The 26,542-nt window shown below is 66.9% G+C and carries 14 protein-coding genes and 2 pseudogenes; 10 read left to right on the top strand and 6 right to left on the bottom strand.

The window, feature by feature from the left end:
- Positions 1–3: 3 nt before the first annotated feature.
- Both IPM60_03810 and IPM60_03805 read right to left on the bottom strand, forming a co-directional pair.
- Positions 4–8,556: a hypothetical protein gene (locus tag IPM60_03810; protein MBK8907040.1), complete on the bottom strand. Its 8,553-nt coding sequence runs from the start codon at positions 8,554–8,556 to the stop codon at positions 4–6.
- A gap of 172 nt (positions 8,557–8,728) precedes the next feature.
- The gene (locus tag IPM60_03805; GenBank protein ID MBK8907039.1) at positions 8,729–9,550 is read right to left on the bottom strand and encodes an NAD(P)-binding protein; all 822 of its coding nucleotides are present in this window, start codon (positions 9,548–9,550) and stop codon (positions 8,729–8,731) included.
- 257 nt (positions 9,551–9,807) lie between these two features.
- Between IPM60_03805 and IPM60_03800 the strand changes: the two genes are divergently transcribed.
- The 3 genes from IPM60_03800 to IPM60_03790 all read left to right on the top strand — a co-directional run bounded on the left by IPM60_03800 (position 9,808) and on the right by IPM60_03790 (position 11,462).
- Complete coding sequence (locus IPM60_03800) at positions 9,808–10,245, top strand: YccF domain-containing protein (GenBank protein MBK8907038.1); 438 nt, start codon at positions 9,808–9,810, stop codon at positions 10,243–10,245.
- Positions 10,246–10,306: 61 nt separating this feature from the next.
- Complete coding sequence (locus IPM60_03795) at positions 10,307–10,606, top strand: hypothetical protein (GenBank protein MBK8907037.1); 300 nt, start codon at positions 10,307–10,309, stop codon at positions 10,604–10,606.
- Positions 10,607–10,634: 28 nt separating this feature from the next.
- The gene (locus tag IPM60_03790; GenBank protein ID MBK8907036.1) at positions 10,635–11,462 is read left to right on the top strand and encodes an alpha/beta hydrolase; all 828 of its coding nucleotides are present in this window, start codon (positions 10,635–10,637) and stop codon (positions 11,460–11,462) included.
- A 419-nt stretch (positions 11,463–11,881) separates the two neighbouring features.
- Here the strand turns inward: IPM60_03790 and IPM60_03785 are convergent, their stop codons facing one another.
- Positions 11,882–12,124 carry an Lrp/AsnC ligand binding domain-containing protein gene (locus tag IPM60_03785; protein MBK8907035.1) on the bottom strand — a complete coding sequence of 81 codons (243 nt, stop codon included), beginning with the start codon at positions 12,122–12,124 and terminating at the stop codon, positions 11,882–11,884.
- Positions 12,125–12,144: 20 nt separating this feature from the next.
- Positions 12,145–13,647, bottom strand: a complete 1,503-nt coding sequence (locus tag IPM60_03780) for a DEAD/DEAH box helicase (protein MBK8907034.1) — start codon at positions 13,645–13,647, stop codon at positions 12,145–12,147.
- Between the two features lie 243 nt (positions 13,648–13,890).
- Here IPM60_03780 and IPM60_03775 point away from each other — a divergent pair, with 243 nt between their 5' ends.
- The 3 genes from IPM60_03775 to meaB are packed head-to-tail and all read left to right on the top strand — an operon-like array spanning position 13,891 to position 16,004.
- Positions 13,891–14,433 (top strand): hydrolase, encoded by a 543-nt coding sequence (locus IPM60_03775; GenBank protein ID MBK8907033.1) that lies wholly within the window; start codon positions 13,891–13,893, stop codon positions 14,431–14,433.
- A gap of 40 nt (positions 14,434–14,473) precedes the next feature.
- A complete protein-coding gene (locus IPM60_03770; protein MBK8907032.1) occupies positions 14,474–15,022 on the top strand; it encodes a gamma carbonic anhydrase family protein in 549 nt (182 codons plus the stop codon).
- Positions 15,015–16,004 (top strand): methylmalonyl Co-A mutase-associated GTPase MeaB, encoded by a 990-nt coding sequence (meaB, locus tag IPM60_03765; protein ID MBK8907031.1) that lies wholly within the window; start codon positions 15,015–15,017, stop codon positions 16,002–16,004. Before IPM60_03770 ends, meaB begins: the two co-directional genes overlap by 8 nt.
- An 86-nt stretch (positions 16,005–16,090) precedes the next feature.
- Here the strand turns inward: meaB and IPM60_03760 are convergent, their stop codons facing one another.
- The gene (locus IPM60_03760; protein ID MBK8907030.1) at positions 16,091–18,571 is read right to left on the bottom strand and encodes a PIG-L family deacetylase; all 2,481 of its coding nucleotides are present in this window, start codon (positions 18,569–18,571) and stop codon (positions 16,091–16,093) included.
- A 266-nt stretch (positions 18,572–18,837) separates the two neighbouring features.
- On the bottom strand, positions 18,838–20,634 hold the full coding sequence (gene phaC / locus IPM60_03755; protein ID MBK8907029.1) for a class I poly(R)-hydroxyalkanoic acid synthase: 1,797 nt from the start codon (positions 20,632–20,634) through the stop codon (positions 18,838–18,840).
- A 273-nt stretch (positions 20,635–20,907) separates the two neighbouring features.
- Between phaC and IPM60_03750 the strand changes: the two genes are divergently transcribed.
- The 4 genes and pseudogenes from IPM60_03750 (at position 20,908) to recJ (ending at position 26,452) form a co-directional block, all read left to right on the top strand.
- Positions 20,908–21,888, top strand: a complete 981-nt coding sequence (locus IPM60_03750; GenBank protein ID MBK8907028.1) for a hypothetical protein — start codon at positions 20,908–20,910, stop codon at positions 21,886–21,888.
- Positions 21,889–21,916: 28 nt separating this feature from the next.
- Positions 21,917–23,141: pseudogene (locus tag IPM60_03745) on the top strand (LL-diaminopimelate aminotransferase).
- 20 nt (positions 23,142–23,161) lie between these two features.
- Entirely contained in the window at positions 23,162–24,454 is a 1,293-nt protein-coding gene (locus tag IPM60_03740; protein ID MBK8907027.1) for a homoserine dehydrogenase, read from the top strand.
- Between the two features lie 178 nt (positions 24,455–24,632).
- A pseudogene (recJ, locus tag IPM60_03735) lies at positions 24,633–26,452 on the top strand (single-stranded-DNA-specific exonuclease RecJ).
- Positions 26,453–26,542: the final 90 nt, after the last annotated feature.

Below are 26,542 nucleotides of genomic sequence, written 5' to 3'. Positions count from 1 at the left end.
GCTCTACGAGGTGAGGGCGCCGACGTCCGCCGTGCCCAGCGCCACGTCGATGACGTGGGTCGCCCCGTCGTCGAAGAGGGCTACTCCGTCGGCCCCGTGCTCCAGAGGGCGCCCGTCGATGCGGATGGAGGCGACGCCGCAACTCATCCCGTGCGGGTTGTCGACCGTGATCTCGTAGCGGGCCGAATGGTAGCGGAAGGTCATCTTGAAGCCCGGCCAAGCGGCGGGGATGCAGGGGTCGATCTTCAGGGTCGTTCCCTGGAGCCGAAAGCCCAGAATGGCCTCGATGCCGGCGCGGTACATCCATGCTGCCGAGCCGGTGTACCAGCTCCAGCCGCCGCGGCCGACGTGGGGCAACTCGCCATAGACGTCGCCCGCCAATGCGTAGGGCTCCGCCTTGTAGCGCTGGACGCCGAGGCGAGTCTTGGCGTGGTTGATGGGGTTGATGAGATTGAACAATTCGACGGCGCGGTCGCCGTGGCCGAGCGCCGCGTGGGCCATCAGCGCCCACACGGCGGCATGGGTGTATTGGCCGCCGTTCTCCCGGATGCCCGGAAGGTAGCCCTTGATGTAGCCGGGATCCTCCGTCATCCGGTCGAACGGCGGGGTCAGCAACAGGATGAGGCCGTCGACCTCCCTGACCAGGTATTCATCGACCGCCTCCATGGCACGGGCGGCGCGCGCCGGGTCAGCGGCGCCGGAGAGAACGCCCCAGCTTTGGGAGAGGGAATCGATCCGGCACTCCTGGGCATTCGCGGTGCCGAGCGGCGTGCCATCGTCGAAGAAGGCGCGCCGGTACCAGTCCCCGTCCCAACCTTCGCGCTCCACGGCCTCACGCAGGTCGACCGCATGGCTCCGCCAGCGCAGGGCCCGCGCTGTCTCACCCCGCGCCTCGGCGATCGGGGCGAAGCGATTGAGGGCGGCGTACAGGAACCATCCCATCCACACGCTCTCGCCCTTGCCTCGATGACCGACGCGGTTCATGCCGTCGTTCCAGTCGCCCGTTCCCATCAGCGGCAGGCCGTGCCGACCGACGCCCAAGCGGGCATCGAGGGCGCGAGCGCAATGCTCGTATAGTGACGCCGATTGCGCCGATGTCCGCGGCTCGAAATACGCGTCGTGCTGTTCCAGTGGCAGGGGCGGGCCTTCGATGAACGGCACGTCGACGTCGAGCACCGCATCGTCGCCGCTGACCGTGACGTAATGGGCCGCGGCGACCGCCAGCCAGATCAGGTCGTCGGAGATGTGGGTGCGCACGCCGCGGCCCGTCGGCGGATGCCACCAATGCTGGACATCGCCCTCGACGAACTGCCGCGACGCCGCCAGCAGCAGTTGTTCGCGCGCCACATCGGGCTTGGCCACCGCCAACGCCATGGTGTCCTGGAGCTGGTCGCGGAACCCATAGGCGCCGCCGGCTTGGTAAAACGCCGCCCGCGCCCATACCCGGCAGCTCAGGGTCTGGTACAAGAGCCAGCTGTTCAGCAGCAGATCCATCGATCGCTCGGGGGTCTTGACCCGGAGCGTCCCGACCACGTCGTCCCATTGGCGCCGAACGTCGCTAAGCAGGTCGTCGGGATCCTCGGCGCGATAGCGCTGAACCAGCGCTCGAGCCTCCTCGACGCTCCGCCCTTGCCCCAGCATGATGACCAGGTCCACGCTTTCATCCGGCGCCAGATCGAAGGTGGCCTGCATGGCAGCGCACGGGTCGATGCCGGCGCCGAGGCGCTTTGACAACTCGGCGCTGCGCGCCAGAGCCGCCGGCCGCTCCAGGCTGCCGTTGCGGCCGATGAACTCGGTGCGATCGCCGGTCCAGGCGTCCTGACGCCCGCCCATGTCGAAGAACGCCACGTTGCTGGCGAACTCGTCGTTCCACGGATTGCGGGCAAAGACGGCGCGGGTGGCCGCATCAAGCGACGTGATGATGAACGGAGCGCCTGCCGCCCGCGCCGGCCCCAGCACCCATTCGACGTACGCGGTCACGGCGAGGGTCCGCGGTCGGCGTGAGCGGTTTGTGAGGATCAGGCGCGATATCTTGACCGGGTCGCGTCGCGGGACGAACTGTACCAGGGTCGAGGCGATGTCGTGGCTGGTATGCTCGAAGCGGCTGTACCCTTGCCCGTGGCGGCACACATAGGGGGCATCTTCACGGATCGGCAAGGGGGTCGGGCACCACAGCTCGCCGGTTTCTTCGTCCCGGATGTAGACTGCCTCGCCGGCCGGATCGGAAACCGGGTCGTTGGACCACGGGGAGAGCTGGTTCTCCCGGCTGTTGCCGCACCACGTGTAGCCGCAGCCGTTTTCGGAAACGACGAAGCCGAAGGTGGGGTTGGCGATGACGTTGATCCACGGCGCCGGCGTGTGCTGGCGTGCGCCCATGACGGTGACGTATTCCTGGCCGGCTTCCGTGAAGCCGCCGAGCCCGTTGAAGAACTCCAGCGCCGGGCGGGGCGTCGGGGTCTCCTCCGCCGGCGGCAGCGGCGGCAAGACGTGGGCCGCGACCGGGACCGGGTCCCGGATCAGCAGGCGCACCACCTGCTCCGCGAGGGTGCCGGCGCCCGATTGCAGGACAACCCGCGCCGTCGACAGCAGCAGGCGCAGATCGTCTTCGTCGAGTTGCGAATTCTTGAGGAGAAAGACGCCGCGCGCCTCGGGGTTCGAACCGCCGCCGGCCGCCTGACTGGCGCGACCCAGAGCCTCGATGGTGTCCTGGGTGTGTTGCTGATAGGAGTGCGCCTGCTCATTGAGGAACACCAGGTCGACGATAAGGTCCTTCATCCGCCAGTAGCGCTGGGCGCGCAGAAGCTGGCGGGCGATGTCGTAGGATTCGCCTTCGTCGAGGCGGAGGAGAACGATGGGCCGGTCGCCGGAGATGCCGTGCGCCCATAGCGACCGCTTCCCGCGCCGGTTGCCCTGCAGCACCTCCCGCGGGGCGCGCAGCAGTGGGTCGATGTAGATGAGGCGCGTGGCCAGGCGCTGGAACAAATGCGCCTCGTTGCGGGTGATGCCGAGATGGTGCAACTGCACCTGTGCGCGGGTCCACGCCTGCGCCGACGTGCGCTCGAACAGAGCCTCGTCGCGATAGCGGTCGGCGACCGACAGAAGCTCGTCGCGGCTGCGGGCCATGATGGTCACGAAGCAGATGCGGGCGCTGGCGCCGGGCGCCAGCTGGAAGCGCCTGCGCAGGCTGAAGATGGGATCGAGCACCGGGCCCAAGCTGTTGGAGAGGCTCTGGGCGTCGTAGATGGCGCTGGGCTTGCGGATGTCGCGGCCGCGGCCGAGGAACTGGGCCCGATCCGTCTCGTACTGCACTCCGCTCCTGACGTTGCTGGCGATGGCCAAATGGGCCGCCCACACCTCGGGATCGTCGGCGGCGCGCGAACGGCGGGTGGCTACCAACGCCTCCATGCCGGGCACGAACTCCGTCTGCACGAACAGGTTGGAGAACGCCGGATGGGCGGCGTCGGCAGCCTGGGTCGCCAGCACGATCTCGGCGTAGGAGGTGACTTCCAGCTCGCGGTTTCGCGCGCCGGAGTTGCTGATGGTGAGCTGCCGGACCTCGACGCCATCCTCGGCGGCGACCACCACTTCCAGCGTGCTGACGATTGAGCCGTCCCGCCGGCGGATCTCGGCGCGCTCTTCGGAATAGTTGACCTCGTAGGCGTCCGGCTCGGCGCAACTCGGCTGGTAACCCGCCGACCACACCGCGCCGCTTTGGGTATCCTTGATATAGATGTAGCTGCCCCAGCAATCGCGGGTGGAGTCTTCCCGCCAGCGCGTCACCGCAAGACCCTGCCAGCGGCTGTAGCCCGAACCGGCCACCGTCAGCATGACGGAGTACGCGCCGTTGGACAGCAGATGGGCGCGCGGCGTCGGCGTGTGCGGGGTCTCGAAGTGGCGAAGCGCCTCCGGCACGCTGCTCTGCACCTTGAGTCGGACGCCGGCCTGTGCCCCGCGGAGGGCGGCGACGGTAAACGCCCGCGGCATCCGCTCCTGCAACAGCAGTTCGGCGGCGCGGATGATCGGCTCGGCATGGAAGCGGGCGCGCATCCGCCAACCGCCAAGAACGTTGGCGAGCGCCACCACTGTCATTCCCTGGTGATGCGCCATGTAGGCGCGGATGACGACGTGGTCGCTGCCCTTTGGCAGCCGGCTGGGGGTGAAGTCGACGGCTTCGTAGAACCCGAAGGCGCCGCGGGCGCCAAGGCTGGCCAGCGTCGCGTAATTGCGTGCAGCGGCCGCAGGATCGACCATTGCCGCCAGTCCGGTGGCATACGGTGCGATCACCAGATCTTCGGACAGCCCGCGTTTCAGGCCAAGACCCGGCACGCCGAAGTTCGAGTACTGGTAGGTGAAGTGCAGGTCTCGAACGTTGTAGGCCGATTCCGAGATTCCCCAGGGAATGCCTTTCTCCCGTCCGTAATTCATCTGGTGTTGAACTACGTATTGCGCCGTCTGCGAGAGAATGCTGCCATCCGGAACCGCCATCACCAGTTCCGGCATCAGGTACTCGAACATCGAAGCCGACCAAGAGACAAGCGCCGCGCCGCTGTCGACCGGCGTCATCGGCCGTCCCAGCCGGAACCAGTGGGAGGGCGGGACCTCGTCGCGGGCGACCGCCACCAGGCTGGCCAGGCGGGCCTCGGAGGCCAGAAGATCGTAGGTGCTGACGTCGAGGACGTTGTCTGCGGGCCGGTAGCCGATGGCGAACAGCTTCTGCGTTCTGTTGTAAAGAAAATCGAAACGCAAAGCCTTGCCGAAGGCGTCGGCCCAGTCGGCCATGGCCAGAAGCCGGGCCGCCAACCGCTCCTCTCGCGCTTCGTCGTCACGCCGGTGACTTGCGATCACCCCGCACATCGCCTCCGCCCATGCCACAATTTCGCTGTGATCGATGGCGACCCGCTCGGCATCGAGGGCGCGGACGGTATCCAAGAGCGCCTCGGCAAGACGCGCCAGCTCTTGCCAACCCGCTGTGGCGTCCGCAGGCTCCGCTGCCGTACGGCCGGACGCGATCGGGGTGCCGCTCAAGCGCTCGTCGAGGTCCTCGATCTGCTTGCTCAGTTCGTGGACCGGTACGATCCCGCCGCGGCGGTCGCCGTCCTGTTCGCCGACGATCTCGCGGAGCACGTGGAGCGTATCCCGCACACCGTCCCGCGCCACCGCTCCGTTCGCCGGCGCATCGACCAGTTCCAGACACGCCTGTCGCACCACGATCAAATGCCCGGCAAGGTTGCCGCTATCCACCGTGGAGACATAACGCGGCTCCAGTGCTTCCAAGGTCCGGGTCTCGTACCAGTTGTACAGGTGACCCCGGTACTTCTGCAGCTTGTCCATGCTCGCGGTCGTGGCCTCCAGCCGCTCGACCAGATCGACGGCGCCGATCCACCCGAAATCGCGGGCGGCGACGGCCGACAGCAGGTAGAGGCCGACGTTGGTGGGCGAGGTGCGGTGCGCGATCTCCGGGCGCGGGTCCTCCTGGAAGTTGTCGGGCGGCAGGAAGTTGTCTTCGGCGGTAACGAAGCGCTCGAAAAAGCGCCAGGTGCGGCGGGCAGTGGAGCGAAGCATCCACGCGTCCTCGGCCGTCATCGCCGCGCGCGGGTCGGCCCGGCGCGGCAGGCTGATCCAGCGCGCCACCGCCGGCGATGCCAGCCACACCAGCGCGACGGGCACCGCCACCACCAGACCAGACGGCGCAACGGCGCCGACTATCGCCGCGGCGGCAACGGCAATGACGGGAGCGCTCGCCATGCGCCGGTAGAAGCTTGCGAGCTTCAGGTCGAAGGCGGATTGCGCCTGGGCTGCGGTCGTCCACTCGAGCAGGTTTCGGCGGCTCGTCAGGCGCCAGAGGGTGCGGATGATGGCATCGCTCATCAGCCACGCTTGGTGAGCAAGGAACACGAATGCCAGCCCGGCCTGCGCGAGGCCGAGCTTCAGGTCCTGCCGGAACCCGCTCAATGAGATGCGTTGCGCCACCTTCGGTCCCCGCGAGCTGAGATGACCGACCAGCGGCACCAGGCACGGCACCAGGATGACGAACAGGACGAAGGCCGTCGCCAACGACGGCAACGGCGCCGGCAGGCACCAGGACGTCACCAGAAGCACCAACGCCGCCGGCGCAACCAGGCTGCGGCGGAGATTGTCGATCATCTTCCAGCGGCCGATCAGCGGGATCGGCTTGCGGCCGCGCCGGTAGCCGGCCGGCCCGCGCCCGAAGATCCACGGCAGCAGCTGCCAGTCGCCGCGCACCCACCGGTGTCGGCGGGCGGCGTGAACTTCGTAGTGCTCGGGGAACGCCTCGAGCAGTTCGATGTCGGAAACCAGGGCGACCCGTGCCGCGATGCCTTCGAACAGGTCGTGCGACAGCAGCGCGTTCTCCGGGACCCGCCCGGCCAGGGCCTCCTCGAAGGTGTCCGCCTCGTAAAGCCCCTTGCCGGTAAAGATGCCTTCGTCGAAAAAGTCCTGGTAGACGTCCGACACCGCAAATTCGTAGGCGTCGATGCCGCGCGGACCCGAATAGATCTGCTGATGAAGGCTTCCGGCGCCGGAGTCCTCCAACGTCGGCACCACGCGCGGCTGAAGGATGGCGTAGCCGTCGCGGACCCGGCCGAGTTCCGCATCGTAGACCGGCTGGTTGAGGGGATGGGCGATCGTGCCGATCAGGCGGCGCGCCGTGCCCCGCGGCAGCCGGGTGTCGGCGTCCAGCGTGATGACGTAGCGCACCCCGGCGGGCGCGGTCGCCGGCTCGCCGTCAATGTCCATGAAGGTGGTGTCGATGGCGCCGCGCAGCAGGCGGTTCAACTCGTGCAGCTTGCCGCGCTTGCGCTCCCAACCCATCCAGCAGCGCTGGTTGTCGTTCCAAACCCGGTGGCGATGGAACAGAAAGAACCGCGGGCCGCCGTTGGGCGCGGGCGGGTGCCGCCGGTTGAGATCGGCGAGCGCCTGGCGGGCCGCGGCCAGAAGTTGAAGGTCTTCGGGCGTCTGCTCGACCTCCGCGTCGCGCCAGTCGGACAGCAGCGCGAAATACACCTCGCCGTCGTCGTTGGCGAGGTAATGGGTTTCCAGCTGCTCCATATGCTCGGCGACGGCGTCCTCACCGGTCAGTAGAACCGGCACGACGACCATGCATCGCTGGTGCTCGGCGATGCCTTCCTTCAGCTCCAGCCGTGGCAGGCGCCGTGGCTTGAGGATTGCGGCGACAAGGCGATTGACGAGCGCCACGGCAGGTTCGGTCGCCGGAAGCAACGCCAACAGGCACAGCAACACGAGGACGGGAACCGGGACAATGCCGGCCGGAACGGACAGCATGAAGGCGGCCAGGAAGAGGATCGTCAGGACGGCAATGCTGCCGAGGAACACCGGCGCGGCGGCCGCACGGAAACGACGCCGCAGTCGTGGGCCGATCGGAAGGCTCGCCCCCAACTCCCGCTCGAAGACGACACGCCCTGCACCGATCAGATGATAACCGGGAACGCCGGCCGGCGTCCCCGGTTCGGCCGCCGCCGAGCGCCGCACGACCTCTTGCGCAACCTCAAGCTCGCTGCGGTCGGAGGCGAGCGCCAGTTCCTCCACGCTGTGGCGATAGGCGTCGCGTGTCGGAAAATCCATCGCCGCAACGTTGGTGCCGTTGCGTAGAGCCGCCTCGACAAGGCTTATCCCTTCGATCAGTTCGGCCCAGTCTACCGACGACATCAGCCGCATGCTGGTGATCACGTTGCGGATGATGAGCTGGCCGGCGACCTGCTGCTGGTGCTCGAACTGGACGATCTCGTCGATGGAGCGGCCCTGATCGGCAAGACGTTCGCTCACCCGGGCCAGCAGCGGCGTCTCCTCGGGATCACGATCGCGCAAACGCTGCGACGCCTGGGCGATGAAGGTGCTCCACAGCGGCGAACGGTTCCACTGGTCCAACAACTCCATCGGGTCGACCGGTGGGTCCTCATCGGCGATCAGGGCGTCGGCAAGGGTGTCCGCCGCCGCCCGCGCCACCCTCCGCTGCACCACCCGATCGGCCAGGCGACGAAGGTTCTCGACCAGGACCAGCCGGAGCGAGATTGCGATCGCCCACAGCTCGCCCAGGGTCAGAGGCTGGATTTCCTGATAGGCGTTGACGAAGCGCGACAGGGTGCTGGGCTCGAACAGGCTGTCGGTGTGCTCCACATATCCCCAAGCCATGGCGAAGACGCGGGGGTGATCAGCGAACGGACCCACCGCCAGTTTCGGCAACTTGCGATAGAAGCCAGCGGGGAGATCCTCCCTGATCTCTCGGAGTTGATCCTCGATGATGTGGAAATTGTCGATCAGCCATTCGGCGGCGGGCGATATAGGCTCGCCTGCCGCGGCCGCCGACGAAAGGGTGTCATAGGCGCGCCGCAACGCTTCACCGTTCCGATGTAGGCGCTTAAGAACCGGTGCGCCCCGCCGCGGCTTCGGCGACACGACGTGGGACGCGGCCAGTGGGTGGGCGTATTGCGCCAGTCGCTCGGCGCTGAATAGAATTCCGCGAATCGGCGGAGGCAGGTCTTCGGTGTCGGGAAGCGGCTGAGGCGAGTATTTATCCATGAGACTCAGGGGTCCGCGGGCGCTGCCGGTGAGAAAGAGAGCGGCCTATGCCGAAGCAAGCGGCCCACCGGCGATCGACGCCGCCGGGCCGCTATAAGTAAACGTCGGCCTCGCCGCGATCAATCCGCGATCAATCAACCTGTCTCACGGTTTCGCCGGTACCTCAGGCGTCTCAGGCATTCGCCGCCTGCACCGCCCGCACCGGCCCCCGCGCCCCGGCGTTGCCCCGCGGCGCCACGTCAGCCGGATACTCGCTCTTGAGTTGATGGAACAGGGCCAGCGACTGCACCACTACCTCGTCAATGGTGCAGTAGCGATAGGATGGCAGGCGGCCGGTGAAGTATACATCCACTGCGGTTTCGGCGAGATCCCGATAGCGCTGGAACAGGGCACGACTGTCGTCCCCTGCTACGGGATAGCCCGCCTTGTCCTCGGGCCGCTCCGGAACCACCTCGGCGGCATCGAATTGGCGCGCCGGCGCGCGATGCGGCGCCGTACCATTCTTTTCGGCCGGCCAATATGGCAGCCTGCCATAACAGTAATCGAAGTAGTCGTCGAGCGAGCCCGTGTAGATCAGCCGGCGGAACGGCACCAGGTCCCGCACCTCCTTGTAGTCGACCTTCAGCATGATCTTGACGTTGGGCGACGCCAGCATGGTCTCGAACATCCGCGTGTAGCCCTCCGACGGCACCAGCATCGAGCCCCCCTCGCCGGCACCCTCCGCGGCTTCGCCGCCATCGGGTCCATCTGAGCAGTACCGCTCCCACTCGGCGAAGCGCGAAAGGTAGTTGATGACCCGCCTGTCGCCGGTCTGCAGCACATGCCGGCCGTAGGGCGCGATCACGTTGCCCGCCTTGTCGAAACGATCATAGGCGTTACCGCCGATGTGGGGCCGCCGGTCGATCAGCAGGATACGATTATCCCCCTCGTTGGCCAGCCGCTCCGCAAGCACGCTTCCCGCAAAACCTGCACCGACTATAAGAGCATCGAACATGGCATCATTCCTTCACCCGCAACAGTCGCGTCAAACCGCGCCTGAAGCTTCGCTTCCATGGGACGAAATGCGCAACAGCGCTTCAACCTAGGCGTTGTGCAACTGCACTTTCATGTCATCAGGCACATCATGACACCGAGCATATGAAGCTGCATCAAGCAAATAACACGCCATGGTGCCGGTGGTTCCGCCCAGCCGGTGGCGCATCGGGCCGCGGACCCCCATATCGCCGGGATCAAGGGCAACGGGACAGGCTCATGTCACTCGTAAACGTGGTGCTGAACGTGTTGTGGGTGGTGACCGGAGGCGTCTGGATGGCGGCCGGCTGGCTGATCGCGGCCGTGGTCATGGCGCTCACCATCATCGGCATTCCGTGGACCCGCGCCGCCATCGACATTGCCCGCTACACCCTGCTGCCGTTCGGCTTCCGCGCGGTGCCGCGGGACAAGGTGGCGGGCCGCGAGGACCTCGGTACCGGCGCCCTTGGCTGGGTCGGCAACCTGATCTGGTTGTTGCTCGCCGGGTGGTGGCTGGCGATCGGCCACCTGGTCACCGCGGTGGTCCTTGCGCTGACCATCATCGGCTTGCCGTTCGCCTGGGCGCACCTGAAGCTCGCATGGCTTTCGCTGTGGCCGATCGGCAAGGCCATTGTGCCCGTCGAGGACCTCGACGCCCTGGAGACACTGCGGCGGTGACGGCGGACGCGTGTACAGAGCCGCATTGAGCAGATGTTGCGCCGGGGTTATATCTCGGTCCATGAACAGCTTCATCTCCCTGGCGTTGGCGTTTTTCCTCGCTGCCTGTGGCGCGACGGAGCCGTACGTCTACAGGCCCGATGAGTTCAACCGCAATCGGCCGACCTTCAACGTTGCGCCGGTCGATCTGGCCGAGGTCGGCGTCTGCTACAACAGCATGACGACGACCCCGGACAGGGTTCAGGCGCTGGCCGAGGAGCAGTGTCAAGCCTTCGGAAAGCGCGCCCACATCGCGGACGACATCCTGGCCTCGTGTCCACTGCTGACGCCCGCGGGCGCCATGTTCCGTTGCGTGAAGTAGCATCGACCACGGTGCGGGCGGAAGTTCGATGATCTGGACCATCGTTGTCGTCACGGTCGGCGCCTATGCTGCGGTGGTCGGGGGCATGTTCGCCCTTCAGCGCAATCTGCTTTACGTGCCGGACACGGCCAACACGACGCCGGCGGCCAGCGGCGCGCCGGAGTTGTCGGTCGTGACGATGGAGACCACGGATGGTTTGGCGCTCAACTCCTGGTTCCGGCCGGCGACGGCGGCGGGGCGGCCGACCATTGTGTATTTCCAGGGTAACGCAGGCCATCTCGGGTACCGCGGGATGCGCATGCGTCCGTACTTGGACGCCGGCTTCGGGGTGTTCATGGTCGGGTATCGTGGCTACGGCGGCAATCCCGGGCGACCGACCGAGCTTGGGCTGTACACGGATGCCCGGGCCGCCCTCGCGTTTCTCGACGCCCGAGGAGTGCCGGCGGCGGATGTCGCGCTCTACGGCGAATCGCTCGGTTCGGCTGTCGCGGTGCACCTGGCGCGGGAAAGAGCCGATGCGGGCGAACCCGTGGCCGCGGTGGTGCTGGAGGCGCCGCTGTCCTCGGCCATGGACGTTGGTGCGCATCACTATCCGATCTTGCCGGTGCGCCTCCTCCTCAAGGATCGCTTCGACTCCGCAACCAAAATCGCCGGCATTCAAACGCCGCTGTTGATCGTCCACGGGACGCGCGATCGGGTCGTGCCTCGGCGCTTCGGCGAAATTCTGTTCGACGCCGCCGCCGAGCCCAAGGAGGCGGTATGGATCGCCGATGCCGGCCACGACGATCTCGACCGGTTCGGCATCCAGCACGTGGTGATCCGCTTTCTCGGCGACCGGGTTCGTCAAGCTTTGTAACGGCTTCAGTGTGATGGCTTTAAGTGGGGCCAGATGTGAAGCGGCGCACGGTCCCTTGACTTACCCGTAATACGTGTGGCATTTTAGCGAAACCTGACTGAACGCCTAACCGGGTTCGGCGACACTGGAGGTTTTCGCATGATGGGCAGCGTGTCGAGACCTGCGATGGGATCAACGGCGCGGCGCTATCGCCCTCGTCGGCGCCGCCCGGCTGATCGGGCGGGATGGAGAGGCACACTTCCCGCTGTGGATCACCTCTCGGGCGTCAAGCGCGGTGAGCGTTGGCGCCGCGGCGGCGGCATACGAACTGGCGACGGCGGCTGCGGCAGTCGGCTATCACCCGCCACGGTTCCAGATCCTGCTGTAACGCTGATCCTGCTGCACGATAAGGCGGACCCGGCGGCTTCGCCGCCGAAGCCTCAGGTGAAGGCCTTGAAAGCAATGGTGGTGAAGGTGTCCTTCACGCCCGCGAGGGTCTGCAGCTTCTCGTTGACGAAGTGGCCGATGTCTGCGCCATCCTCCAGGTAACACTTCAGCATCAGATCGTACTGACCGGATATGGAATAGACTTCGGAGACTCCTTCCGCCAACTCCACCGCCTCCTCGGCAACCTCGTAGCTCTTGCCGAGCTCGCACTTCACCTGGACGAAGATGGTCTGCATCGTCGATCCCGCGCCCGGCCTCAATCGCGAAGCTTGGGGACGCGCCGGAGAAATGCCGGGACGTGGCTTCCCATGCCGACGACCGCTTCACCGTCCGATCCGCCCGCATCCGATTTCTGGCGCTTCGAGCGACCGTTGCGCTCTCGGTCGGGGGCGGCTGGCACTTTGTTACCTTGCCGCTGCGGGGAAGGTGACGCCGCGCGCGCCGTTTCCGTCCGCGGCTGTTCCGTCTTGGCGGGGCGCCCGTGTGCTGGTCGTGGGGGTGCCGGCCGCGCCGCGCGCGGCTTCAGGGCCTTCGGCGCCGCGCGTTCGCGTCGGCCACGGCGGCGTCGGCCGTCGCGCTCCTCTTCCGCAAGGTCTCCGACCTCGATACCTTCGAGAGTCAAGCGGTCGATCGGTTTGCCGATCAGCGTTTCGATGCCGGCCACGTACTTGCCGTCTTCGGGGGTCGCGACGGTGAAGGCCCGGCCTGGGCGCCCGGCCCTGCCGGTGCGTCCGATGCGGTGAATGTAGTCTTCCGGGTTGCGGGGCACGTCGAAGTTGATAACCGCGTCCACGCCGGCGATGTCGAGGCCGCGCGCGGCCACGTCGCTGCACACCAGGAGCGGCAGGCCGCCGCCCTTGAAGCGGGCGAGGACCTCGGTACGCGCCGATTGCGCCATGTCCCCGTGCAGCATCTGGGCGTCGTAGCCGTGGCGCTGCAACGATCGTTGCAATATGCCGATATCGCGCTTGCGGTTACAGAAGATGAGCGCGTTGCCGATGTCCTTGGAATCGATCAGCCGGCGCAGCGCCGCCCGCTTGTTCTTGGGCACCAGCCCTTCCTTGCCGGCGATCACCACCAAGCCATGCGCCACCGTCTCCGCCGGCGTCGATGACGGCGACGTCATGATCTCCTTCGGATTGATCAGAAATGCGCTGGCAAGCCGGCGGATTTCTGCCGGCATGGTGGCGGAGAAGAGCAAGGTCTGGCGTTTGCGGGACACCAGCGACAGAATGCGTTCGACATCGGGGATGAACCCCATGTCCAGCATGCGATCGGCCTCGTCGATCACCAGGATCTTGACGTCGTTCATCAACAGATAGCCGCGGTCGAACATGTCGAGCAGGCGCCCGGGCGTCGCGATGAGAACGTCGACCCCCCGTTCGAGGACCCGGACCTGATCCCCCATCGACTCGCCGCCTATGATCAACGCCTTGTTCAGCTTGTGATATTTGCCGTAGGTGTCGAAGTTGTCGGCAACCTGCGCCGCCAACTCGCGGGTCGGCTCCAGGATCAGCGATCGCGGCATGCGCGCCTTGGCGCGGCCGGCCGCCAGAATGTCGATCATCGGCAGGGTGAACGAAGCGGTCTTGCCCGTTCCGGTCTGAGCGCTGCCGAAGATGTCGCGTCCAGCGAACACCGTCGGGATCGCCTGCTCTTGAATAGGCGTAGGCTGCGCGTAGCCGGCGTCAGCAACGGCGCGAAGAACGTCCTGGCTGAGACCGAGTTCGGAGAAACCCGTCGCGTGCGATGTGTGGATGCCGGCCTCGGCTACGATACCAAGCGAAAGTGCTTGAGCACTTTATGCGATGCCGCTTGTTCAAAGTCAACGGCGGTGGCGGTCGCCGACGAAAAATGCGCGCGGCGACCTTGGACCTCGGCAGTGTTTCGTCTACGCTCGCAAGGCGTCGCCGCTGACAAAAAGAAGGCGTCGCCGGTCAAACAGAAAGGCGTCGTCGCCGGTCAAGAAGAACGGCAGCGCTGCCGGTCAAGGAGTGCGTCCATGTTGATCAATTCCGACGAGTCGTGCCTGTTGATCGTCGACATTCAGTCCCGCCTGCTGCCGGTCATGGCCGATCCGGACGCGGTCGTCGGAAATACGCGGCTCTTAATGCGCGCCGCCGGCCGGTTGGGCGTCCCGGTCCTGGCCTCCGAGCAGTACCCGCGCGGCATCGGGCACACCGTGTCGCCGGTGGCGGAACTGCTGCCGGACAACAGCGTGGTGGAGAAGATGCATTTCTCCTGCCTCCGGGAGGATTTCTTCGCAGACAGGCTGGAGGCGCTCGGACGTCGGCAGGCGGTGGTTGCGGGCATCGAGGCGCACGTGTGCGTGCTGCAGACGGCGGATGATCTGGTCTCCGCGGGCTACGACGTTTTTGTGGTCGCCGATGCCACGTCGTCGCGGACCCACGCCAACCATCAAGCGGCGCTCGCCCGCCTCGAAGCCGCCGGCGCGCATCTCGTCACCACCGAGATGGTGGTGTTCGAATGGATGGCGAAAGCGGGGACTCCGGAGTTCCGGGAACTGGTGGCGCTCATCAAGTAGACGCTGCGGCAACGTTGTCAACAACAAGGGGAGAGAGCACATGCCGGGTCTGATCCTGCCCTACCGGCAGATCCTGCCGCAGATTGCCGACACTGCGTTCATCGCTCCGACTGCGGCGGTGGTCGGCGACGTCGTCATCGGCGCCGAAACCAACGTGTGGTTCGGCTGCGTCATCCGCGGCGACGTCAACGAAATCCGCATTGGCGAGCGCACCAACATCCAGGACGGCACCATAATTCATGTCACGCGCCAGAAGTACGGGACGTACATCGGCTGCGACGTGACCATCGGCCACATGGCGCTGCTCCACGCCTGCACCCTGGAAGACACCTGTTTCATCGGCATGCAGGCAACCGTGATGGATGCATGCGTCGTGGAAGGCGGAGCAATGGTGGCGGCCGGGGCGCTGGTCACCCCCGGCAAGCGCATTCGCAGGGGGCAGTTGTGGGCGGGGCGGCCGGCCAAGCATCTTCGCGATCTGAGCGCCGAGGAATGGGAGGGCATGGCGTCGACCGCTCCCCATTACGTCCGCCTCGGACAGGAATATCTGGCGGCGGAGGGTGTTGGCCGGCGGCGCGCCGATGCCTGATGCGGTCACGGCCCAGGCGGACCGGGATGCGCCGCTGGACGATGCCTTGCTGGCCGAATTGCTGGAAGGGCGCCGCCGCGCCGTCTCGCGGGCCATGTCGGTGGCGGAATCGACGCAGCCGGCTGCGCGGCGATTCGTAGCCGAGGTGCACCGCCGCGCCGGTCGCGCCCACATCGTGGGCATCACCGGCGTGCCGGGCGCCGGCAAGTCGACACTGGTGCGGTCCCTTGCTCAGCACGTGCGAACCACCGGCCGAACCGTCGGAATCGTCGCCATTGATCCGTCCAGCCCGTTTTCGGGCGGCGCCATCCTCGGCGACCGCATCCGCATGAGCGAGTTGGCCGGCGACCGTGGCGTTTTCATCCGGTCGCTGGCGACGCGCGGTTCGCTTGGCGGATTGTCCCGCGCCGCCCTCGATGTGGCGGACGTGTTCGACGCCGCCGGTTTCGATCTGGTGCTGGTGGAGACGGTCGGCGTCGGTCAGGATGAGGTCGACGTGGTTCAGGCCGCTCATACCGTTGTGGTCGTCTCGGCGCCCGGGCTCGGCGACGAGGTGCAGGCCATCAAGGCAGGTGTCCTGGAGATCGCCGACATCCACGTCGTCAGCAAGGCCGACCGGCCCGACGCCGACAAGGCGGTGACAGAACTCAAGACCATGCTGCACCTCGGCGGCGTCGGCCGCCTCGACTCCGGCTGGAAGATTCCGGTGCTGCCGACCAGCGCCCAGAACCGCGACGGCATCGAGCGGCTGGTCGAGGTGATAGACGCCCACCGCCGCCACCTTTATGACAGCGGCGAAATGGAAGCGCGCCGGCGGCAGATGTTGGAGATGCGCATCCTCAAGGCCGCCGAGGACATCGTGCGCGAGGAACTTGTCGTCAAGCGGCGGAACATGCTCGACGCGCTGGTGGCCCGCTCTCTGGCGGGCGAAATGGACCCCTACGCCGCCGCCGGCCAATTGCTGGCTCGCCTCGGCAGCTGACGCGACGAGGCGCCGACGCCGGCAGCGCGGGGTGATGGCGGATTGACGGCTTGCGCGTCGCTGATCCGTCCTGCGGGGCGCGTCGGTCAGCCGATCTCCGGAATCGACGAGTCGCTGTACGGCGTTGCCAGCACCACCAGTTCCGACAGGCCGACGTTGCCGGTGGAGCCGGACACGGCGTCGATCTCGACGCGGAGGCTTGTGGTGGCGATTGGTTCGAAACTTACCGGCGTCGGCGCGCCATCGTTGGCGAGTTCGCCGGTGGCGATCCGGGTGCCGTCTTCGAAAACCAGGGACGCCGCCAGCACCTGATCGTCGGCATTGGGACGATCGTGCAGGATAGCCTTCTCCACGACCATGGTTTCGTCCCACGCCAAGTCGATCCACGAACCGGCGCCGCCGCCGACCGTCGCCCACTCGTGGGTGTAGTTGCCCGGCCATCCGTCGGCCATGCCGTCGACCGCCTTGGACGCCAGTTGATATGTCGACGCATTCTCCGACGACGCGCTGACGGTGGCCTCGCCGGCAACGTTGGCGGCGGCAACCGTCAGCAGAAGGGGCGCCGCTTCCCCGCGGACGATGATTTCGGCGAGGCCGGCGCTGGAGGTGTAGGGCGACACCGAGTCGATCGTGACCTTCAGGCTCGACGCTCGGATCGGCGCGAAGTCGGCGACTTCGGTCGCCGTGCCATCGTTGTCGAAGCCGGAGACCGGGATGGTGGTCCCGTCGCTGAAGTGGAGCGTCGCCGACGTGATGTAATCGTCCAAGTTCGGCCGGTCGAACAGGGTGACGTCCTCGATCAGCATGTCCTGGTCCCAGGTGAGCTGGAGCCACTCGCCGGCGCCGCCGTTGAACGATGCCCACTCGTTCGTGTAGTCCCCGGGCCACCCGTCGACCACACCGTCGATTGCTTTGGAGGCCAGTTGCTGGGTGGCCGGCGTCTCCGAAGAGGCCGTCGCCGTCGCCAGTCCCGCAATGTTGGGCGTTACAACGGGCGCCTCCTTGCCGCTCACCACGAACTCCGACAGACCCACGTTGCCGGTCGAGGCGGACACGCCGTCGATGGTCAGGCGCAGGCTGTCCGTGGTGATCGGGCTGAAACCGAAGATGGTGGCGGCGCCGTCGTTGACGAGTGCGCCGATTTCGATGTCGGTGCCGTCGCCGAAAGTCAAGGTCGCGGACGTGATCTGGTCGTCGGGGTTGGGACGGTCGAACAGCGTGACCCCTTCGATGACCATGGGACTATCCCACGACAGCTCGATCCAGGCGCCCACGCCGCCGCCGGCGGTCGCCCACTCTTTGGTGTAGTCACCGGGCCATCCGTCGGCGATGCCGTCGATCGTCTTCACCGCCAACTGGTGGGTCGACGGCGACTCCGATGACGCCGTGACCTCCGCAAGGCTGGCGATGTTGGTGCCGCCGCCGCTCGGAAGCGTCGTCACCAAGAGCGAGTCCGCTGCGCTCACGTACTGGCCGTCGCTGACCCGAAGCTCGAACCGGAGAACTTCCTCTGCACCGACCTCCGGCGCAACGAACGTCGGCCTCGCCGATCCGGCGTTGTTGAGGGTGACGGCCGGGCCGGACGCCTGGACCCAGGCATACTGCAGGCCGGCGCCTTCCGGATCGAACGATCGGCCGGCATCCAGGGTCACCGTTGCGCCCGGAACGACGGTGAGGTCCTGGCCGGCTTCGACGTGGGGCGGGGTGTTGGAGCCGCGGGTCTCCTCCACCCAGAAGAACTCGTCCTTGTGGACGAAGGACTGCAGGTAGCCATTGGGGTCCTCGCCGCCCTGGGAGGCATGCGAGACGATCGCCTTGGCCTTGAGGTTCTGCAGGAAGGCCGCGTCTTGCAGATGTTCGTCGACGTTGATGCTGGCCCGATCGGCCCAGTGCAACGCCTGCAACAGGTGCATGTTGGGCGGCTCCGGCGTGAGCGCCTCGGGATCGGGCTCGGCCCATCCGGAATCGGTCTCTCCCTCCACGTGCACCAGCGTCTTGTGCATCGCCGGGTAGTAGCCCGGAGCTTCGGGTTCGAGCGCGTCGAGCGCCTCGTTCAGGAAGACATAGGTCAGCTTGTGATCGGGATGGGTGTCTTCGAAAGCCGTCGTGAAGATCTGGTCCGGCCGGTACGTGTCGAGTACGTGCTTCAGATCCGCCACGATGTTGGGCGCGTTGTAATTCGCCGGCGTCCCGAAGACGTGGCTGTGGTAGTCGGTCCCGCCCAGACCCCGGGCGCCGTAGGTGGTGGAGTAACCGTTGAAGTAGGTGTAGACGGAATTGGGATCCTGATAATTGTCGTGGATCTCGCGCAGCGCCGCGTCCGGGTAGCCGAGAAAGATCAGCTTCTGTTCCGCAACACCGAGACGGGCCTGTCCGCTGACCGCCTCGTCCTGACGCTCGAGACCGTGCGCCTTGCCGGCGATGTCGCCGTTGGTCATGTACACCACGACCACGTCGTCGCCGCGCAGGACGGCGCCGTGAATGATCCCCGCAGAGGTGATGAGATCGTCGTCGGGGTGGGGTGCAACGACGAGAATCGTCTGTTTAGCCGAGATGCCCGTAGACATGGCGATTGTTCCTCCGCGCCGAATCCGTTCGCCGGACCATTGTGTTTTTCCGGGCGGAGCTACTACCAGCGTTCAAGAGGAAAATCAATCACCTTAAAATGATAGATGCTTACCGCAAATGGAGCATTAGTTCTACCCGAAGTTTCCAGGCTTCTTCCGGCGGCTGGGCAGGGCACCGGGCTTCCTTGGGTGCGTGCGGCGCGGGGTGATGACGGGTTACGCTTCGCTGACCCGTCCTGCGGGGCAGGCGGGTGGCGGAGGGGGAGTCAGGCCGTTGCGCGGAGGTATGTGCCTGGCGCGTCATCCAGGATGTCGAGGCCGCCGGCGCCAGGCTGGCGGGCCGGCACCCGCGGGTGCTTGCCAAGGCGCTTGATCCACGCGTCCCAGTGAGGCCACCACGATCCGGGACGTTGCGCGGCGCCGGCCAGCCAGTGCTCCGGTTGGGAGGGCAGGTGGCGGGCCGAAGTCCAGTGGCAATATCTATTGGCGGCCGGAGGATTGACGATCCCGGTGACATGGCCGGATGCGGCCAGCGTGAAGCGGGCAGGAGTCGGCCACTGCCGCGCACCCTTGAAGACCGATTGCCACGGCGCGATATGGTCCTCCCGCGCCGCGACGAAGTAGGCGGGGACGGTGATGCACCGGAGATCGACAGGCTCGCCGCGAATGGTGATTCCGCCGGGCTCGATGAGTTGGTTTTTGCGGAACAGGGTATCGAGATAGAAGCAATGCAGCGCCGGCGGCATGCGGGTGGTATCGGCGTTCCAGCGCAACAGGTCGGCCGGGAACGTGTCGTGGCCGAGGAGGTAGTTATTGACGACGAACGACCAGATCAGGTCATTCTCCTTCAGCAGGCTGACCATGGTGGAGAGGCTCGTGGCGTCGGCATGGCCAATCCCGTTGCGCATGTCGGCCAGCCAGTCGATGGCAGCTTGATCGATGTAACCGCCGAGCGGTCCGGGCTCCGCATAATCGAGCATCGTTGCGAGGAAGGTGGCGCTGCCGACCCGCGTATCGCCGCGCGCCGCAAGGTATGCGATGGCGGCCGCCAGCAAGGTGCCGCCCAGACAGTAACCGACGGTGTTGATGCCGGTCTCGCCGGTGGCCTTGTGGATGGCGTCGAGCGCGGCCACCGGCCCGTGCAGCACGTAGTCCTCGAATCCCACGTCTTCGAGGTGTTCGTCGGGGTTGGCCCAGGAGATGGCGAACACGGTGTGCCCGCGCCCGGTCGCCCAGCGCACCCAGGACAGGTCGTCGCCGAGATCGACAAGGTAATACTTGTTGCTCCACGGCGGGACGAACAGCAACGGCGCGCGCGTGACGGTTGCGGTGCGCGGCGCGTACTGAATGACCTCCATCACGGCATTGCGATAGATGACCTTGCCGGGGGTGGCGGCAACCGTTTCGCCAGGAAGGAACGCCCGCGTCGTGGTAACCACCGCGTTGAACCCGACCGAGGTCAGATCGGTAAGCAGATGCCGCAGACCGTTCAGCAGATTTTCGCCGCCGGTGGCGATGGTCGCCCGAATCACTTCCGGATTGGTGGCTGCGAAATTGCTGGGCGACAGCGCGTTGATGAACTGCCGGGTATAGAAGTCCACCGTCTCCCGGGTGTGCGCATCGAGGCCGTCCAGGTCATGGAAAGTGCGCAAAAGCCAGCGGGAGGTCAGGAGATAGGATTGCAGAATGTAGCTGAAGACGTGGCTGTCCTCCCACGCCAGGTCTCGGAAGCGGAAGTCTCTCTCGTTCGGCCGCACCATCGGCCCCACCGACCCGCCCATCATCCTGAGCGCGGTGTTCTGCCAGAGCGCCATGAAATCCTGCCACAGGGATTGCTGCGCCCGGACCATCCGCGTCGGATGGGATGACATTGAGGCGGCCAGTTCCAGGAAAGAACTTGCGACGCCGAGCGGGTCCATCAGACTCGCTTGACGGGCATCGCCGCCGTTGACGGACAACCACTCCATCAACAAGCGGCGTGTCTGCTCACCGACTTCTGCGAGGGAGCGCGACAATCCGGGAACATCGGTCGCGCCGGACGTGGTGCCTTGTTGATCGGGCATCATGCAATCCATTATGATCGGACGCAGCAAACCAGGGTTGTCGCCCTTGGCGACAATACACGCTGCACCGCCTGCCAGCACGACGAACAAGGCGGGGTTCGACCCGCTCAAGCGTTTGTCTCTATGATAAGGGGGCCGATTGCAGCGGGCAATCCGGAACTGGCGAGGCGGGCGCGCCAGGGGAACGATACGGCACTCCGAACGGCGGAGTCGGGGGAAGAATCGTAATGAGGCGACGATGACGGGCACAAGCGACGAAAGGCCAGGGCGGCGATGGATCGGGCGCGGCGTCGTCAGCGGCCTTTAGCGGGTGTTGTCGCGTCGGGGGCGCTGGTCGGCTGCTCTTCGACGCCCGATTCGACCGCGGATCAAGGGCCGATTCGCCCGTCTTCGGCCGAGGGCGCAGCGCCTGGCCGCGGACAGGGACAGGCGCAGGCAACCTACGCCCCGCCGGGCGAAGTGCCGGGCGCCGGCAAGCCGTTCCCCAATCTGGCCGACGTTCCGGAGCGGCCGGCGGTGAGCACGGCGGAGCAACGTGCGAAGTTGGAGCAGGCGCTGGTTGCGGATCGGGCGCGCCGCCGGTACTCGGGAGACGTCATCGTCCTGCAGGGACCGGTTCTAGAGACGCCCGCGCCGACCGCCATGCCGCCTCCGCCGCCGTCGCTTGCCGATGCGGGGTCGGCAGCGGCGCCGGCGGGAAGCACGGGCATGACGCTGCCGTCCACATCGGCCTCCGCGCCGTCTATGGATGACACGGCGATAGCGGCTGTACCGGCGACGCCGTCGCTGGCTCCGGCCGAGGCGCCGCCGCCCGCTCCCACGTTGCCTGCGGTTGAAGCGCCGACGAGCGGTGCTCAGCGATCGGCCGAGTCGGCGCTTCCATCGCCGGCTGAACAGTTCCTCAGGGCAGCCCGGGAAACGTCGGAGGAGGCTACGGCATCCATTGAGGTGGCAGAGCCGATGGCATCGGTTTCATTTGTCGACGGCGGCTCCCGGCTCGCGGAAGGCGAGGAGGACACCTTGCGCGACATAGCGGCCCGCTACGGCCGTACCGGCGGATCCGTGCGGGTGATCGGGCGCGGCGGCCCGGGAGGCCAAACGGGAGCGCGTGTCCGCGCCGATGCGGTTGCCGGGGCGTTGGCTCGTCTCGGAGTGCCGGAAGCCAGCATTGCGATCAGCGCCGAGGATGTCGCCGCGTCGGCCGCAGGCGGCGAGGGCGCAGGCGGCCGCGCAGACATCTATCTCGCACCGTAGATTGTGCGGATTTTAGAGAGGAAAACCAATGCCCAGTGAGTTCCATGCCATTCGGCGGCTGCCCCCGTACGTGTTCGCGGAAGTGAACGCCATGAAGGCGCGGGCGCGCGCGGCCGGCGATGACATCATCGATTTCCGGCATGGGCAATCCGGATTTCGCGACGCCGGCGCACATCGTCGACAAGCTTTCGGAAACCGTGCGGGATCCGCGAACCCACCGCTACTCCGAATCCCGTGGGATCAAGGGTCTACGCCGGGCGATCGCCGCGTATTACGCCCGCCGCTTCGACGTCGCCATCGATCCGGACACGGAGGCAGTGGTCACCATCGGCTCCAAGGAAGGGCTCGCCAATCTCGCCGGCGCCATCACCGCGCCGGGCGACGTGATCCTGACCCCGAACCCGAGTTATCCGATCCACCAGTTCGGGTTCATCATCGCCGGCGCCGCGGTGCGCAGCATCCCCGTCGCTCCGGACGACGAATTCCTCAGGGCGCTCGACCGGGCGGTCAAGCACAGCGTGCCGCGGCCGACGGCAGTGGTGCTCAACTATCCCAACAATCCGACGACCCAGTGCGCGAGCCTGGAGTTCTACAAGGACGTCGTAGCCTTCTGCCGCGAGCACGGCATCTGGTTGCTGTCGGATTTGGCCTACGCCGAGATCTACTTCGACGGCGGTCCGCCGCCGTCGATGCTGCAGATTCCCGGAGCCAAGGACATCGCGGTCGAGTTCACCTCGATGAGCAAGACGTACTCGATGCCGGGCTGGCGCATCGGCTTCGCCTGCGGCAACGCCAAGCTGATCGCGGCGCTGGCCCGCGTCAAATCCTACGTCGACTACGGCGCGTTCACGCCGATCCAAGTGGCCGCCACCGCCGCTCTCAATGGCCCGCAGGAGTGTGTGGCGGAGATGCGCGAGCACTACCGGAGCCGCCGCGATATTCTGATCGCCGGGTTGCACAACGCCGGTTGGGACGTGCCGTCACCGTCCGCCACCATGTTCGCATGGGCGCCGCTGCCGCCGGCATTCCGGCATCTCGGCTCCCTGGAGTTCTCCAAGCTCTTGATGCAGGAGGCCAAGGTGGCGGTGTCGCCGGGCCTCGGCTTCGGCGAGCACGGAGATGGCCACGTGCGCTTCGCTTTCGTCGAGAATGCCCATCGTATCCGCCAAGCGGTTCGCAACATCAAGGCTTTCCTCAACCGTCACCACAACGTGGCCGCACCGGAAACGGGCGTCCTCACGCCGACCGGGTGACTGGAAGTAGCAGGACCATCGTGACGCATGCACCTTTGAAAGTCGGGATAGCCGGTCTCGGCACCGTCGGCACCGGCACCGTCAAGCTGTTGCAGGCCAACGCGGAGTTGCTCGCCGTTCGCTGCGGCCGCGACATCGTGGTCGCCGCCGTCGCCGACCCGGATCGCCGCGAGCGTGGCTTCGCCACGGTCCCGCAAGCCTGGTACGACGACGCCCTGCAGATGGTGAGCGATGCCGACCTCGACCTCGTGGTCGAACTGATCGGCGGCGCCGACGGGATCGGCCGCGCCGTCGTCGAGCAGGCCATCGCGGCCGGGCGCCACGTGGTCACCGCCAACAAGGCTTTGATCGCCCATCACGGCACGACGCTCGCCACGGCAGCGGAAGCGGCGGGCGTCGTGCTCGCCTGCGAAGCCGCAGTGGCCGGCGGCATCCCCATCGTCAAGACGCTCCGCGAGGGGCTGGTCGGCAATCGCCGCACCCGCGTCTACGGCATCCTCAATGGCACCTGCAACTACATCCTGACGGCGATGCGCGACACGGGCCGCGAGTTCGAGACGGTCCTGGCGGAGGCCCAGGCGCTCGGCTACGCCGAGGCCGACCCCTCGTTCGACGTCGACGGCGTGGACGCCGCCCACAAGCTCGCGATTTTGGCCGGGCTGGCGTTCGGCTGCGCCGTCGATTTCGAGGCGGTGCATGTGGAAGGCATCCGTCATATCACGGCGATGGACATCGCCTTCGCCGACGAACTCGGCTACCGCATCAAGCTTCTCGGCATCGCGGGGCTCTCCGAGCGCGGCGTCGAACGGCGTGTGCATCCGTGCATGGTGGCCGCCAGTGCGCCGATCGCCACCGTGGAAGGGGTGTTCAACGCCGTGGTTGCCGACGGCGACTTCGTCGACACCATCATGCAGGAGGGACGGGGGGCCGGCGAGCGGCCGACCGCGTCCGCCGTCGTCGCCGACATCGCCGACATCGCCCGCGGCCACAGGATCCCCACCTTCGGCGTCCCGGCGTCCCGGCTGGCGGCCTTGCCGGCGGTTCCAATGGGCCGGCATCGCGGCCCCTACTACGTGCGGCTCATGGTGGTGGATCAGCCGGGCGTGTTCGCCGATGTTGCCGCTATACTCCGCGACCACGAGGTCTCGATGGAGTCCGTCCTGCAGCGGTCGCGCTCGCCGGGCGAAGCGGTGCCGGTGGTCATGACCACTCATGACACGGAGGAGGCGGCGATGGTGGCCTGCCTGCAGGCGATCGGCCGGCTGGAGGCGAGCGTCGAGCCGCCGCGCATGATTCGCATCGAGCCGCTGTAAGCGGCGCTCGCCCCGAAGGCTGAATGCGGAAGGAAATGCGCTTCAATGCCCGCAGGCTACAGGGCGTTCGGGTTGCCGGCTTTACACGGCCGCCGCTTCATAGCGTAACTTTGGCGGCCGGTACGTTTTCCCATCGTGACGGCCGCAACATTTGATACCTCCCGGCCGAAAGACGAACATGCAGCATACCGCGATCGCCGCGAAGGAGGATGTCGGAACGGAGACCCGGGCCTTCCTCGGCGTCGAGCGGTCGGTGACCGGGAAACGCTGGCGGGTGCGGGCGACCGATGAACGCCTGGCCGTAGGTCTCGCGCAGCGGCTCGATGTTCCAGAGGCGGTCGGTCGCATTCTGGCGGCGCGCGGCATCGGTTTCGGCGAGGCGGAGGCGTTCTTGCGCCCGACCCTGCGCGACCTTTTGCCCGACCCCAGCCGCCTTGCCGGCATGGATGCCGCTGCCCGGCGCATCGCCGACGCCGTCGCAGGCGGTGAGTCGGTCGCGGTGTTTGCGGACTACGACGTCGATGGCGCCACGTCCGCGGCCCTGTTGCACCGCTTCTTCGCCTCTGTCGGTCGGGATCTCACGATCTACGTTCCGGATCGTCTCAATGAAGGCTACGGCCCCACTGCCGAGGCGCTTCTGGCGCTGCACCGGGGGGGCGCGTCGCTCGTGGTGACCGTCGATTGCGGCATCACCGCCTTCGAGGCGCTGGACGCCGCTGCTGCCGCCGGCCTGGACGTCATCGTCGCCGATCATCACGCCGCCGAGGGCCACCTGCCGCCGGCGGTGGCGGTCGTCAATCCCAACCGGCTCGACGATACCAGCGGCTTGCGGTACCTGGCGGCGATCGGCGTCACCTTCCTGCTCGTCGTCGCCGTCAACCGGGTGCTGCGCGAGCGCGGCTACTATGTCGACCGTCCTGAGCCCGATCTCCGCCAGTGGCTGGATCTGGTCGCCCTCGGTAGCGTCTGCGACTGCGTGCCGCTGGTTGGGATCAATCGCGCTTTCGTCGCCCAGGGCCTGAAGGTGATGGCCCAGTGGAACAACGCGGGGCTCTACGCCCTGGCGCAGCTTGTCAATCTGGATACGCCGCCGGGAGCGCACCACGCCGGCTTCATCTTCGGTCCGCGGATCAATGCCGGCGGCCGGGTGGGCAAGCCGGCCTGGGGGCGCGGCTGCTGGCGTGTGACGACGGGGCGCTCGCCACCGCCATGGCGCAGCGCCTGGACCAGGCCAATCGGGCGCGACAGGAGATCGAGGCTGCGGTTCTGCAAGACGCCATGGCCCGCATCGTCGCCGCGGGCCAAGATCGCGACGGGTCACCCGTCGTCGTGGTCGCAGGGGAGGGATGGCATCCCGGAGTTATCGGCATCGTAGCCAGCCGGCTGGTGGAGCGGCTGGCGCGCCCTGTCTGCGTCGTCGCCCTTGGCAAGGGAGTCGGCACCGGTTCTGGGCGCTCGGTTCCAGGCGCCGACCTGGGCGCCGCCGTTATCGCCGCACGCCAAGCGGGTCTGCTCGTGCGCGGCGGCGGTCATCCGATGGCCGCCGGCTTTTCGGTGCCGGTCGATCAGATCGAAGCGCTGCGAGCGTTCCTCTCCGATCGACTGGCGACGGCGGTCGATGCGGCAAACCGCGCGCCGGCGCTCGGGGTCGATGGCGCCATCAGCGTCGGCGGCGCCTCGCCATCCCTGGTATCGATCCTCGCCCGCGTCGGTCCGTTCGGCATCGGCAACCCGGAGCCGCGCTTCGTCATTCCCGGCGCCCGTCTCGCCCATGTCTCCGTCGTCGGCGCCGATCACGTCCGTTGTGTGCTGACCGACCCCGGCGGCGCACGCCTTGACGCGATCGCGTTCCGCGTTGCTGGTGAGCCGCTGGGCCGGGCGCTGTCCCAGGGCGACGGAGGCTTGATGCATGTCGCCGGCCGGCTGCGCTTGAACACCTGGAACGGGTGCGCAAAGTCCCAGTTGCTGATCGACGATGTGGCACCGGTGGCGTCGTAGGAACTTTCCTGATAGCCATCAAGCACCTCATGCTGAGCCTGTCGAAGCTGAGCCCTGTCTCAGCATGAGAGCCGGCCGGCAGCTCGCCTT

It is taken from the genome of Rhodospirillales bacterium (assembly GCA_016710335.1).
Taxonomy (GTDB): domain Bacteria; phylum Pseudomonadota; class Alphaproteobacteria; order Rhodospirillales; family Defluviicoccaceae; genus JADJXQ01.
Note: the sequence above shows the minus strand (reverse complement) of the source record. Positions and strands in the feature narration are given on the sequence as shown.

Bases quoted from the DNA above. Each gene is read 5' to 3' on its own strand.
- IPM60_03760 (MBK8907030.1), bottom strand. From the start codon at position 18,571: ATGTCTACGGGCATCTCGGCTAAACAGACGATTCTCGTCGTTGCACCC.
- IPM60_03770 (MBK8907032.1), top strand. From the start codon at position 14,474: ATGCCGGGTCTGATCCTGCCCTACCGGCAGATCCTGCCGCAGATTGCC.
- IPM60_03795 (MBK8907037.1), top strand. From the start codon at position 10,307: ATGAACAGCTTCATCTCCCTGGCGTTGGCGTTTTTCCTCGCTGCCTGT.
- IPM60_03775 (MBK8907033.1), top strand. From the start codon at position 13,891: ATGTTGATCAATTCCGACGAGTCGTGCCTGTTGATCGTCGACATTCAG.
- IPM60_03790 (MBK8907036.1), top strand. From the start codon at position 10,635: ATGATCTGGACCATCGTTGTCGTCACGGTCGGCGCCTATGCTGCGGTG.
- IPM60_03810 (MBK8907040.1), bottom strand. From the start codon at position 8,556: ATGGATAAATACTCGCCTCAGCCGCTTCCCGACACCGAAGACCTGCCT.
- IPM60_03805 (MBK8907039.1), bottom strand. From the start codon at position 9,550: ATGTTCGATGCTCTTATAGTCGGTGCAGGTTTTGCGGGAAGCGTGCTT.
- phaC (MBK8907029.1), bottom strand. From the start codon at position 20,634: ATGCCCGATCAACAAGGCACCACGTCCGGCGCGACCGATGTTCCCGGA.
- IPM60_03800 (MBK8907038.1), top strand. From the start codon at position 9,808: ATGTCACTCGTAAACGTGGTGCTGAACGTGTTGTGGGTGGTGACCGGA.
- meaB (MBK8907031.1), top strand. From the start codon at position 15,015: ATGCCTGATGCGGTCACGGCCCAGGCGGACCGGGATGCGCCGCTGGAC.
- IPM60_03750 (MBK8907028.1), top strand. From the start codon at position 20,908: ATGGATCGGGCGCGGCGTCGTCAGCGGCCTTTAGCGGGTGTTGTCGCG.
- IPM60_03785 (MBK8907035.1), bottom strand. From the start codon at position 12,124: ATGCAGACCATCTTCGTCCAGGTGAAGTGCGAGCTCGGCAAGAGCTAC.